Consider the following 12279-nt stretch of genomic DNA (forward strand, 5'->3'; position numbering starts at 1 on the left):
TCGTTGTGATTTCAATGCTATACTTATTAATCTGTTATAACAACAATTAGTTTTACGACATGATTGAACTGCGGAATGTTAACGTTGTAAAGGTTGGGAAGAAGTTGTTCGAGAACTTCACCTGGAGTATAAAAGCAAATGAACACTGGGTTATCACAGGTGCCAACGGTAGTGGCAAGACGCTGCTATTGGAATTGCTTGCAGGCCACTCGCATGCAACACAAGGAGAGGTTGCGTATGATTTTGTTACCGGAGCAACATGGGACGAGCGATTCGCGCAACGAAAGCAAAATATACACTACATCCCGGCTCATGCTATACAGGCGTTCCTCCAGCAGCACGAATTGTTTTATCAACAGCGTTATTATTCTATAGGGGATGAGCGGATTCCGTTGGTTCGTGATCTTTTTGGTGAAGATATTGAACGATTGCATGTGCTTGACTTCCCCGAAAGCTTTAACATCGATGCATTACTTAATATAGAGGTGACGCGCCTTTCCAACGGACAGTTAAAGAAAGTATTGATCCTGAAAAACCTGGTGCGTGAATTACCCAAGGTCTTATTGTTCGATTATCCTTTTGAAGGATTGGACCATGCCAGTCGTGCGGACCTGATTGCTTTTATGGACCACCTGACAAAGGCCTATAGTATTCAACTGATCCTGGTAGACCATGAGCATCACCTACCCGCTGCTATAAACCGAAAGCTGGTTCTGGATAATTTTAAAATTGACGCTGTTCAGGATGTGGTATATACTTCCATGCCTGCAATCAAACAAGAACTATATAGTGATAACGAGAAGAGCGGCACGCCAGTAGTTGAGATGCGAGACGTAACGATCCGGTATGGCGAACGGGATATAATCCGAAACCTGAACTGGAAGATATACCCTGGTGAACGTTGGGCACTCACCGGCAGAAACGGGTCGGGTAAAACTACTCTATTTAGTTTGATCTTTGCCGATCATCCCATGGCCTACAGCCAGCATGTATATTTATTCGGAAAACGAAGGGGGAGCGGTGAATCCATCTGGGATATTAAAAACCGGATAAACTACCTCGGCCCTGAATTGATTAGTTATTTGAATCCGCAGCACATCACCATGTCTGCACAGGAGTATATAGTCAGTCAGAAGCAGAATACCGATCGCAAAGCGTTGGAAGATATAGCGCTATATTTCGAAGCACATTCGTTTCTTTCGAAGCCCGTCAAAAATCTTTCATCCGGTCAGTTGCAATTAATGCTGATCATGATCGGTCTGCTTTCCGATAAAGAACTTTTGCTGCTGGACGAGCCGTTTCAGTTTTTGGATACAGTAAATAAAGAGCGCGTAAATCGGTATCTGCAAGAGCACCTGCAAGCGTCAACCACACTCGTATTGATTACACATTATGAGCAAGACATTGCACGCTGGACGAAGCAACGACTACACCTGTAAAACGAATTGCGGCGTAGCGCAGGGCGAATAAACGTTTGAACCTTTTTCGATGTCTTTATGTAGTTTACAGGAGGATTAATATATTTGCATCCTTCAATAGAATGGCACTGAGTACAAAACAAATCGAAAAGATCTCCAAAGCGTTAGGCGATGCCAACCGTTTAAAGATCCTTCAACATATTTCCAAAAAAGGTGGTTGTGGTCATTGTTCCCAAATACAGGAAGAAAGTGATCTGGCACAGCCATCCGTGAGCCACCACCTCAAAGTTTTAATAGAGGCAGGACTTATTGAGCCTGAAAAAGAGGGCAGAAATCATAAATACATTTTGAACGAGAAGATTCTGAAAGAGTATACGTTGAGCATTAATCAACTGAAATTCGTTTAAAACTATTTTTTTATGAAAATATATCGAAAAATTTAAATGGATCGATGAACTAAAAAAACAGCTTTTGCATTTATAGACTCAAGCAAGCCTTTCATAAGGCTCTTTTTTTTAAACTGATATATCGAAATATTTGAATGTATTATTAAATCATCGACTATGAATACGACAACCGCTTTTTCTGCTTATCAATTAGGAGATGTTACGCTTAACAATCGCCTGGTAATGGCTCCCATGACGCGCAACCGTGCGCTTCACAATCTCCCGAACAAACTGATGGCCACCTATTATACACAACGTGCTTCTGCCGGGCTTATCATTACAGAAGGTGTTTCTCCTTCACCCAACGGACTGGGCTATGCGCGCATGCCAGGTATATTTTCTGAGGCACAGGTAGATGCCTGGAAACAAGTAACGGAGGGTGTTCACAGCAGAGGAGGAAAAATTTTCATGCAGCTTATGCATGCCGGTCGCATGGGACATGGTCTTAATATACCACAAGGAGCAAGAATATTGGCGCCATCTGCTATAGCAGCACAGGGTGAAATATGGACAGACCAGGAGGGAAAGAAAAAACTTCCTGTACCACAGGCCATGAGCAAAGGCCAGATAGAGGAAGTAACAATTGAATTTGTGACTGCAGCTTTGAACGCTATAGAGGCTGGCTTCGATGGTATAGAATTGCATGCAGCAAATGGTTATTTACTTGAGCAGTTTTTATCACCACATTCAAACAAACGCACCGATGAATATGGCGGTAGTATTGAAAACCGTATCCGCCTGGTGTTGGCTATAGCGGAAGCAGTAAGTGATGCGATCGGCAAAGATCGGGTTGGCATTCGTGTATCACCTTATGGTGTGTTAGGAGATATGCCTCATTATGCAGAGATCGATGCTACCTATACATACCTGGCTAATAAACTCAATGATTTGGGTATAGCCTATATGCACCTTGTTGATCATAGTGCCAGCGGTGGTCCTGAAGTTCCTGTGTCAATCAAGCGATCTATTCGTGAAGAGTTTACCAATACGTTGATCTTATCCGGTGGATATACTTTCTACAGGGCAGAAGAAGATCTCGCGTCAGGGTTCGCAGACCTTGTGGCTTTTGGTAAACCGTTTATCAGTAATCCTGATTTTGCAGATCGTCTGCGCAAAGGCTTCCCGTTGAATATTAAACTGGATGCCAGCACACTCTATACTTCTACCGCGAAAGGATATATCGATTATCCGGTATTCGAAGAGGAGATGGTAAACGCTTAATGCTTAATATACTTTAAACTATATAATTTATGTCTGTTAAAATTAAATCGGTGGCCGTGATTGCGGCACGCGTTGTATTGGGATTGATCTATTTTGTTTTTGGTCTCAATTTCTTCCTGCATTTTATTCCAACGCCACAAGCGGCCATGAGTGCGCAGGCAGAAGCGTTTACGTCAGGATTATTTCAATCAGGTTTTTTCTTTCCGTTTCTGAAAAGTGTTGAAGTTATATTCGGAGCACTTTTGTTAGTGGGCCTGTTTGTACCCGTGTCGCTTGTTATTTTAATGCCGGTGAGTATCAATATTTTATTGTTTCATGCGGCTCTCGCCCCCGACAATATAATTATGAGTGTAGTTATTATAGTAGTACATCTTTTTCTGGCCTGGGCATATCGCGACTCGTATAAATCCTTGTTTGTTGCGAAAGCTCCGGCAACATTGTAGTCGCAGCGAGAATTAGTATATATAGTGCAAAGGTATCAGAGAGTATATTCACTCTTTGATACCTTTCTTTTTTTAAAGTTGATATATGAAGTTTTATTTTACTTCTGACCGATTTCTCCCAGGTGTGTAAATTTGAAACCTGATTCATATTTCAATCCATAGCCAAGCATCCTATCCATGGCGGAATGTGAAAAGAGGATCAATCCTGCAAATTCCAGCACGGTATTGCCCAGAAAATATCCGATAAGTCCGATCACAATGGCAATCGCCCGATGGTGAAAGAAATTATACATCCATGCTCCAGTGCGGGCGTTGTGTAAATAGCCGATCATGCCCAGGTCAGGCAACAAGATGCAACCTATAAACCACCACCAGCTCAATCCCAGCCAATAAAATAAGAGCAGTGTTGTTATAAACATTACGAATTCTTCGAGTTGAGTAAGTTTTTTCATGAATGGAGTGTATGGGTTTGCACCTCTGAAAAGTACTGGATTTTTATTGAGCAGATAAAAATTTTAATCTTTTAAAATCTTGTTGACATACCGTTGTCATAAGCAGGTTGTTGGTTTGTACAAAAATCAATGTGTATGCGATCAATTCATCAACAAGTCAAAATTAACTGGCCGGTAAGGGCTTTGTTCAATTACGTGTCAGACATCAGTAACAATGCTTCCTGGCAGGAGCATGTAGAAAAAACAGAGTGGTTGAATGACGAACGGAATACATCAGGAGCCAGGTTCAGGGAGGTTCATAAAAATGCCGATCGTGATTCGTATGCGTTGTGTCAGATTGATGAGTTCGTGCCCTATCAAAAACGGTCCGTAGTGACGCAGAACAAATCTTTTCATTCTACCTATACATATGAGTTTGAACCCGCGAATGAAAGCACGGTGATGAAGGTTACACTCGAGGTTCGTGCACGTGGACTATATAAGTTAATCGAACCTTTTGCCGCGAACCGATTTTTACAGGCGCAGGCGCGCGATATTTTCCGCCTCAAAGAAATGCTCGAACTCGAAGATTAATAAAATTTTCTTTTTGCTGATGACACAGGGTTGTCATATACCGATCGTTGATTCGCTTATATATTCTTAATTAAAAAAACATCCACATGAAAATCAAGGAAGTCAAACCCATCAATTTTATGTTCTTCAGAACAGAGACGCGCGTAAGTGAGCTTGGTTCATTCTTGTCTGTCGGACAAAAGCTATATAAAGAAGCCGTTGAACAGAAGGTAGGTATTACCGGCCCGATCCACTGGCATTACTTTGGTTTCACAGGTGATGAAAGCAAACCCTTCACGCTTGAAATTGCTTTACCGGTAACGGACGTTCCGCGTGATTATGATGGTGAATTTCATTTCAAGCGAACTGAATCTTTCAAATGTGCAGTGATCGATCACGATGGTCCGTGGGACCAGATTCCACAAAGCTACGGTAAGCTCATGCAGTTCGCCGCTGAGCACAAGCTTACTCCCAATGCAGCAAACCGTGAGATCTATGTAAATGTAGATTTTCAGCATGCTGAAGCCAACGCAGTTGAAATACAAATGGGGGTTCAATAGTTGAACATCCTATACTATATATGAATACTATATCAAATCACACTTGAACAATCAAACCATGAAAAAGATAATTGTTATGATCGGCATACTGGTCGGCCTCATAGGTTTGTTCATAGCTTATTCGGCACAATCACAATCACAAATAAAACCAACGATGAAACTTAACGCAGGCATTGTAACTTCCAAGCTTACCGCATCAAAGGATTTTTACAGCAAGGTGCTGAACTTTGGTGTAACCTTCGAGAATGAGTTTTATATACTCATGCACACGCCTGGCCATCAGGCAGAAATTGCATTTTTGTTACCCGATCATCCCACGCAGCAGCCACTTTTTCAAAAAGCGTTTCCGGGAAAAGGAATGTTTCTTACTATAGAGGTAGCAAATGTGGATGAAGAATATAAAAGGATCAAAGCACTGAACGTGCCCATAGAGATTCCGTTGCGCGATGAGCCTTGGGGCGACAGACACTTTGCTATTGTTGATCCGAATGGAATCGGTATTGATATAGTAACCTATACCGCACCTCAGAAATGAAACCTGAGCAGCCATTCCCTGATTAAGAAAAACGACACTGGAATTAAAAAGAATGAGTATTGATTTAACCAAACTATAGTAATGCGGAGAATAATTTTAGGATTGGCAGTTAGCCTGGATGGGTATATAGAAGGACCTAACGGTGAATACGACTGGTGCTATACTGACCAGGATTATGGTATGGAAAGTTTTTTGCAAAGTATTGACACAGTTTTTTATGGCAGAAAAAGTTTTGAGGTAGCAGGCGGAAATATATATGCCGGTAAAAAAGCATACGTGTTTTCAAATACGCTCGACAAGGCGCCAGAGGGAACGGAGTTAGTGCAAGGTGATGCTATAAAATTTGTCAAGGAATTGCAACAACAAGAGGGTAAGGATATATGGTTGTTTGGAGGGGCAAGCCTTACGACAGTATTTATCAATGCCAACCTGATCGATGAGTTGTGGCTTTCAGTTCACCCGATACTATTGGGAAGCGGTAAGCTTTTGTTCCAGGGGATTCGTGAACGTAAATACTTCAAACTCCAAAAAACAAAGCACTACGAAACAGGACTTATATCATTATCGTATACTAAAGATCAGGTATAATTACCAAATGGAAAGTATTCTTGCATACTGCGTTATAGCCGAATGTATTTTGTTACTTTGGTGTAAACAAATACAATGGAGCAACACGAATTATTGATTCGACAATTTTATACGGCATTTCAAAAACGTGATTATGCAGCCATGCAAGAATGCTACCATGCAGATGCGTCCTTTCATGATCCGGTTTTTCAGGATCTAAATGCCAAACAAGTACGTGCTATGTGGCAGATGCTCCTGACTTCTTCGAAGGACCTGAAAGTTTCGTTCTCGGATATACATATAGCAGGTGATACAGGTACATGTACGTGGGAAGCGTGGTATACTTTCTCGAAAACAGGCAAGCCTGTTCATAATGTTATCAACGCATCGTTTCAATTTAAAGACGGTAAAATATTCCAGCATCACGATTCATTCGATTTGTGGCGTTGGTCGAAGCAGGCCCTCGGTCTTTCCGGATTACTCCTTGGTTGGAGCCCGATGGTACAAAACAAAATCCGCGCTACAGCAAAGCATAGTCTTGCCAAATTCATGTCGGCTTCCTAACCACTGGAATAACTTCTCTTCTTCATAAGCGATCTTTCTTTCTTACCTTTGCACAATGGAGCTTGGAGAAAAAGTGAGGGCTATAGAGGAGGTCTTTGAAAAATTAGATCAGGAGATCGCTTCATTTCAATCCTGGTCAGGACTTCACTGTGCCTGGGGGTGTGGTAAATGTTGTTACAAAGCAGACATCGAGGCTACCATTCTCGAATTCCTTCCATTCGCACATTATCTTTATCAGCAAGACCTGGCTTATACCTGGTTTGAAAAGCTACAGGCAAATGATGCATCACTTTGTGTTATCCTGAACCCAACACAAGCAGGGGCAGGGTTATGTTCGGAATATAAGTATCGAGGATTGATCTGCAGATTGTTCGGTTACTCTGCGCGGACCAACAAGTATGGCAACTCCGAGCTTGTTACATGCCAGATCATTAAAACCGAACAAGCTGACAATTATCAACAAACGGCTCTCAAGATTGAAGAAGGCGCGAAGCTTCCCGTCATGAGTAATTACTATATGCAGCTTCACGCCATCGATTTTGAGTTGGCACGAGATTTTTTCCCAATCAACGAGGCTATTAAACGGGCAATAGAAGTTATATTGCATTACTATGCATACAGATCGTAGCATACTTTTCAGAGTAGGATTTTTTTTAGTGCTTTTACTTTCTTGCACTGCAACTCTGTTTGCCCAACGGAGTGACTCTTCAAGCACGAAGCCTTTTCAATATTATTGGACAAAACCACGCTTCGTTCCCAAGGTAGGGGTGGGTGTACAGGATCGAGCTTTTTTTGAAGCAGGTATATATTGGCAGGATATCTATAAACATCCATTAAGTCTTGCTTCCAAGGGACCATACTGTACGGTAGATGTTTTTATCGATGACAGCAATTTGCTGCTGGGCCCGAAGATCGGTTATGAATTCACCGCGGGTATATTAGGTGCTGCCTTAGACATGACTTACTTCATTGATCATAATTATAATGTTGAAGGCGATAATAGAAAGTCGTTGGTGGTTACACCTAAAATAGGTCTTACCATTCTTGGCTTCGCTGATTTCTTTTATGGATATCAGATTCCTATTTCCGATCAGGAGATCACCACTATATATAGAAACCGATTCTCGCTCGTGTTTAATCTGAATCGCGATTACTTTAATCTGAAGGAAGCTCCGCGAAAGCGATCAGTTCGTAAATAGTATATCTACGATTACTTCTTTTATTAAACCAGTCTGTATAGGACTTACGAACTTGGGCAGGAAATCTGAAGTTAAATCGGATAATGCAGAAGATTGTCGCGACAGAAAAGTAAAGAGCACGATGGCGGCTACTAAGATGCCGACCAGGAGTGTAAGTTCGCGATATGTAAAACGTTTTTTCACAGAATGTCTCTTTACCAACCTTGTGCCAGTACTTAAAAGCTGGTTTTTGGTCTGATTCTTGACATTTGATGCGATAGGCTGTTCAGTTGCGAACATACAGTGTTTATATTTTCGTACAGGTGTATTACCTGCTTCATCGTAAAAGGTTACTACCAAACGGCCAGAATAGATTAAAGACAAAAGAGTGATCTCTTTAATGCTTAAATTTGTTTTGCAATTCCAGGAAAGAAATACAGCTATGAAAAGAATATTGAGTGTGGCAGCGGCTTTGCTTTTTGTGATGGTAATCACTTCAATGACGTTGATCGATCGCCCCGGAGAGACAGTTGAGGGCCCTGTAAAATGGATAACCTTCGAGGAGGCAATACAGAAATCAAAGACAAGTAAACGCCCGATCTTTATTGATGTCTATACCGATTGGTGTGGCTGGTGTAAAGTTATGGACAAGAATACATTTAGCGATCCTAAAGTTGCCCAGTTGTTGAATGAGAAATTCTATGCTGTAAAGTTTAATGGCGAACAGAAAGAGGATGTAGTTTTTAATGGGAAGACTTTCAAGTTCGTTCCGAGCGGAGGAAAAGGTTACCACGAATTAGCAGCAGCGTTGTTGAATAACCAGTTAAGTTATCCGACCGTAGTATTCTTAGACGAAGAGTTCAGAATGATCCAGCCTGTACCAGGATATCGCAAACCGAATGAGTTTCATATGATCGCCCAGTTCATCGGCGAAGGACACTATAAAAGTGTGAAGTGGGAAGAGTGGCAAACAACATACAAATCGCCTTTTTAAGGGCGACAAGTCATCTCAATAAAAAAAGCCTTGATGCAGCAGCGTCAAGGCTTTTTTATTTGTATAGCATTGATCTGCGATTAATCTTTCTTCTGTTCCTTTTTTGTCTTAAGGAAGTCAATGTAGCCAAGTGAGGTAGCAAAACCCACGATTACCGCTACAATTGCAATGAAAATATTAGCTCCGTCTCCAATAAACTGTTGAAACATGATTGTAATTGTTTAACGGGAGCAAAGGTATATGTTGAGCCCTAACCGTAAAAGGATTTATGTTAAAAATTATGACGAAATGATGTTGGAGCTATATACGGCTGTGTATCAAAGATTAAGTTTAAATAACGCAGCACGCAAACGGTACCAACGGCTGCTACATACGCCTTACTCGTTTTTTCCGATAGAAAAAATTCAGACCTCCCAGTATGATTAAACCTCCTAAAATAAAAAGCACTATAAATAACCGGCTGTTCCGGAGCTCTAGCTTGGTGATTTCATCCTGTTGTTTCAATAAATCGTACTCTTTATCCTTCTGCTGAAACTCCATGATCATTTCCATCTGTGCGATGTTCCTGCTACTTTCTTCGCCATAGATCTTCTCACGTGTTTCATCGTATTTTAACTGGGCATCATACGCTTCCTTCCATTTTCCCTGGGTCGAATAATTTTCTGCGATGGTTTTGTAAATCGTAGGATGAAAAGAGAATGCCTGCAGCTCGTTGCATAACAGAAGCGACTCGTCAAGGTAAACCTGAGCGGGCTTTGGTTGTTTGGCTTTTGTGTAGGTGATGCCGAGATTAACAATGATGTTGAGCGCAGCCAACTTGTTATTGCTTTCACGCTCTAGCTCAAGAGCCTTCTCATAATGTTCAACGGCACGTTGATAATTATTCTGGCGAAAGTATAGATTCCCCATGTTTGTTAACGGGTCAGCATATACAGTTCCCTTTTTCTCACTCAACTGGTATGCCTGAGAGAAATAGCTCATCGCTTTTTCATATAGCTGTATTTCGCTATGCAGGTTTCCCAGGTTATTCATCGAGCGGATAATTTTATCTTCATCCTTCATCTCGACAAACAAAGTATACGATTCTTCCATATACTTCATGGCTTGTCCGTAATCCTTCTTCATCGAATAGATGGTGGCGATGTTACTTTTTGTTGTAGCGATGCCTTCCTTGTTATTCAATGACTCGTACGTCCGTAGGGAGGTCAGATAATATTCAAGCGCTTTATCAAGAGCGCCTTGTGTTTTGTAGGCAATGCCAAGGTTATTATAGGCAGCAGCAAGACCTTTTTTATCATTGATCTCTGTGGCAAGATTGAGTGCTTCACGGGCATAGCCCACAGCTTTAGCCGGATCACTTTCGTGATATTTACGGAAGAACTCATTGAGCGTTTTTACCCTATATTGGTTCTTGGCTGTGTCAAGTGCAGTTTGAAGGCTATCCGCATTTGCCCATGCCGAAAGCGTAATAACCGAACAGAGTAGTATCAGAGGGATTTTTTTCTGAATCATAAATAGGTATAATAGCAGCGATAAAAGTAATAAATATTTGGACAGTGAGAGTGCATTATCACCGTTAACGTAAATGTTATTCAGTCATAGCCATGCTTTATACATCTTTCTTAAACATAACTATACCCCCTATGAAACGTTATTACTGCCTGTTACTCGTGTTATCCGGAATATACACCTGTGCCTGGTCACAAAAAAATAATACAGACGAAGCCGCTGTTCGGCAGGTAATTACGGATCTGTTCAAAGGCATGGAGAAGGGGGATAGTGCTTTGGTACATTCAACTTTTGGTCGTGAAATAACAATGGCTACGATAGCACGCGATAAGGCAGGCAGCCCGGTGATACATCATGAGTCATCATTGGATGGATTCCTCAAAGCTGTAGGAACTCCACATCCGGAAGTTTGGTACGAAGAGATCTGGAATTTGAAGATTCAAATCGATGGCGACTTCGCTCAAGCTTGGTGTGACTACGGATTTTATATAGGCAAAACGTTTAGTCATTGTGGTGTTGATGCATTTCATATGCACAAAGGGAAAGATGGCTGGAAGATTTTTCACCTCGCTGACACACGTAGAAAAACCGGATGTGATGTGCCGAAGAAAATTCAGGACAAACATAAATGATACCATGAAAATCATCGTCTGTTAAATCCGGATGATGATTTTTTGTTTGTTGCAGCGACTCTTTTTTCTCGAGTGGGTATATCTTTTTAGCAGGTTACTTGTTATGCACTTAATGCTGCAACGATGAGTCTACTTGAATTTAACGAACGCGGAATTTATTGCCCCAAAGCCGATGTCTACCTGGACCCCTGGAAGCCGGTTGACCGCGCCCTGATCTCTCATGGCCATTCCGATCATGCCAGTTGGGGGCATAAGCGTTATTTATGTTCATCGTCTGCAGCTCCTGTCATCAAACATCGTCTGCGGATGGATACGATCGAGACGGCAGATTATGGGAACCCGGTATATATCAACGGTGTTCAGTTCTCTTTTCATCCTGCCGGACATATTCCGGGATCCGCGCAAATCAGAGCAGAGTATAAAGGTGAGGTCTGGGTTTTTACCGGTGACTATAAACTTGAACCAGACGGACTATCAGAGCCTTTTGAATTGGTGAAGTGTAATAGCTTCATTACCGAATCAACGTTTGGGCTACCCGTCTATAGCTGGAAACCACAGCAGGAGATCTTTAACGAGATGAACGCATGGTGGCGCAAAAATCAAACAGAAGGAAAAGTATCGGTTATAGCCGGGTATACATTGGGTAAAAGCCAGCGACTCTTAAAGAATATAGATACGTCCATCGGAAAGATCATTGTGCATGGTGCAGTAGACTCAATCAATGAAGTGATGCGACAACAAGGTATAGATTTACCGGAAACACATCGCGTTACGAAAGAGAGTAAGAAACAGGATTTTGAAGGCGCACTGGTGATCTGTCCCCCCTCGGCAGTAGGCTCTCCGTGGATTCGCAGATTTCTGCCGTACTCATTGGGTATAGCTTCGGGTTGGATGACGCTTCGAGGAGCAAGAAGAAGACGCGGTGCCGACAGAGGGTTTCCATTATCGGATCATGTCGATTGGAAAAGTCTGAATATAGCGGTAAAGGAAACCGGTGCAGAGAAAGTCTTTGTTACCCATGGCTACGCTGAAATATTTTCACAATGGCTTAATGAGAAAGGTATAGAAGCATACCCTGTGAAAACAGAATACGAAGGTGAATTGAGCGAAATTATTGAAGGCACTGATAAGACAAGTATGGAAGAAAATATAGGTATATCTTCCGATGTCGATGCTAATGTTCAAACCTCAGAGAGTTGATGCAGCCT

At 41.8% G+C, this 12279-nt stretch carries 17 protein-coding genes; 14 read left to right on the forward strand and 3 right to left on the reverse strand.

From position 1 onward, the window contains the following. Positions 1-59 precede the first annotated feature (59 nt). The 4 genes from B5Y40_RS06460 to B5Y40_RS06475 all read left to right on the forward strand — a co-directional run bounded on the left by B5Y40_RS06460 (position 60) and on the right by B5Y40_RS06475 (position 3528). Positions 60-1439 (forward strand): ATP-binding cassette domain-containing protein, encoded by a 1380-nt coding sequence (locus B5Y40_RS06460; protein WP_079685860.1) that lies wholly within the window; start codon positions 60-62, stop codon positions 1437-1439. A gap of 101 nt (positions 1440-1540) precedes the next feature. Further along, positions 1541-1825, forward strand: a complete 285-nt coding sequence (locus tag B5Y40_RS06465; RefSeq protein WP_079685861.1) for an ArsR/SmtB family transcription factor — start codon at positions 1541-1543, stop codon at positions 1823-1825. A gap of 156 nt (positions 1826-1981) precedes the next feature. Continuing rightward, positions 1982-3085, forward strand: coding sequence for an alkene reductase (locus tag B5Y40_RS06470; RefSeq protein WP_079685862.1), 1104 nt, complete (start codon positions 1982-1984; stop codon positions 3083-3085). 29 nt (positions 3086-3114) lie between these two features. Beyond that, positions 3115-3528, forward strand: coding sequence for a hypothetical protein (locus B5Y40_RS06475; protein WP_079685863.1), 414 nt, complete (start codon positions 3115-3117; stop codon positions 3526-3528). 98 nt (positions 3529-3626) lie between these two features. On the opposite strand, the gene B5Y40_RS06480 is transcribed toward B5Y40_RS06475, so the two are convergent. After that, the gene (locus B5Y40_RS06480) at positions 3627-3980 is read right to left on the reverse strand and encodes a DUF4260 domain-containing protein (protein ID WP_079685864.1); all 354 of its coding nucleotides are present in this window, start codon (positions 3978-3980) and stop codon (positions 3627-3629) included. 135 nt (positions 3981-4115) lie between these two features. Between B5Y40_RS06480 and B5Y40_RS06485 the strand changes: the two genes are divergently transcribed. The 7 genes from B5Y40_RS06485 to B5Y40_RS06515 all read left to right on the forward strand — a co-directional run bounded on the left by B5Y40_RS06485 (position 4116) and on the right by B5Y40_RS06515 (position 7957). Next, positions 4116-4553: an SRPBCC family protein gene (locus tag B5Y40_RS06485; RefSeq protein WP_159453619.1), complete on the forward strand. Its 438-nt coding sequence runs from the start codon at positions 4116-4118 to the stop codon at positions 4551-4553. 86 nt (positions 4554-4639) lie between these two features. Then, positions 4640-5092 (forward strand): GyrI-like domain-containing protein, encoded by a 453-nt coding sequence (locus tag B5Y40_RS06490; RefSeq protein WP_079685866.1) that lies wholly within the window; start codon positions 4640-4642, stop codon positions 5090-5092. Positions 5093-5150: 58 nt separating this feature from the next. Continuing rightward, on the forward strand, positions 5151-5627 hold the full coding sequence (locus B5Y40_RS06495) for a VOC family protein (RefSeq protein ID WP_221408873.1): 477 nt from the start codon (positions 5151-5153) through the stop codon (positions 5625-5627). A gap of 81 nt (positions 5628-5708) precedes the next feature. Beyond that, positions 5709-6215, forward strand: a complete 507-nt coding sequence (locus B5Y40_RS06500) for a dihydrofolate reductase family protein (protein ID WP_079685867.1) — start codon at positions 5709-5711, stop codon at positions 6213-6215. Between the two features lie 75 nt (positions 6216-6290). After that, entirely contained in the window at positions 6291-6758 is a 468-nt protein-coding gene (locus tag B5Y40_RS06505; RefSeq protein ID WP_079685868.1) for a nuclear transport factor 2 family protein, read from the forward strand. Between the two features lie 55 nt (positions 6759-6813). Further along, positions 6814-7386, forward strand: a complete 573-nt coding sequence (locus B5Y40_RS06510; RefSeq protein WP_079685869.1) for a YkgJ family cysteine cluster protein — start codon at positions 6814-6816, stop codon at positions 7384-7386. Next, a complete protein-coding gene (locus B5Y40_RS06515) occupies positions 7370-7957 on the forward strand; it encodes a hypothetical protein (RefSeq protein ID WP_079685870.1) in 588 nt (195 codons plus the stop codon). Before B5Y40_RS06510 ends, B5Y40_RS06515 begins: the two co-directional genes overlap by 17 nt. Here the strand turns inward: B5Y40_RS06515 and B5Y40_RS29325 are convergent. Next, entirely contained in the window at positions 7943-8140 is a 198-nt protein-coding gene (locus tag B5Y40_RS29325) for a hypothetical protein (protein ID WP_143785635.1), read from the reverse strand. The genes B5Y40_RS06515 and B5Y40_RS29325 overlap by 15 nt on opposite strands. Before the next feature lie 238 nt (positions 8141-8378). Between B5Y40_RS29325 and B5Y40_RS06525 the strand changes: the two genes are divergently transcribed. Beyond that, positions 8379-8930, forward strand: coding sequence for a thioredoxin family protein (locus tag B5Y40_RS06525; RefSeq protein WP_079685872.1), 552 nt, complete (start codon positions 8379-8381; stop codon positions 8928-8930). Between the two features lie 366 nt (positions 8931-9296). On the opposite strand, the gene B5Y40_RS06530 is transcribed toward B5Y40_RS06525, so the two are convergent. After that, positions 9297-10442, reverse strand: a complete 1146-nt coding sequence (locus B5Y40_RS06530) for a tetratricopeptide repeat protein (protein WP_079685873.1) — start codon at positions 10440-10442, stop codon at positions 9297-9299. A gap of 131 nt (positions 10443-10573) precedes the next feature. Between B5Y40_RS06530 and B5Y40_RS06535 the strand changes: the two genes are divergently transcribed. After that, complete coding sequence (locus B5Y40_RS06535; RefSeq protein ID WP_079685874.1) at positions 10574-11071, forward strand: nuclear transport factor 2 family protein; 498 nt, start codon at positions 10574-10576, stop codon at positions 11069-11071. A gap of 123 nt (positions 11072-11194) precedes the next feature. After that, complete coding sequence (locus B5Y40_RS06540; protein WP_079685875.1) at positions 11195-12271, forward strand: ligase-associated DNA damage response exonuclease; 1077 nt, start codon at positions 11195-11197, stop codon at positions 12269-12271. The last annotated feature ends 8 nt before the right edge of the window (positions 12272-12279 follow it).

This window comes from Ohtaekwangia koreensis, from assembly GCF_900167975.1.
GTDB lineage: Bacteria > Bacteroidota > Bacteroidia > Cytophagales > Cyclobacteriaceae > Ohtaekwangia > Ohtaekwangia koreensis.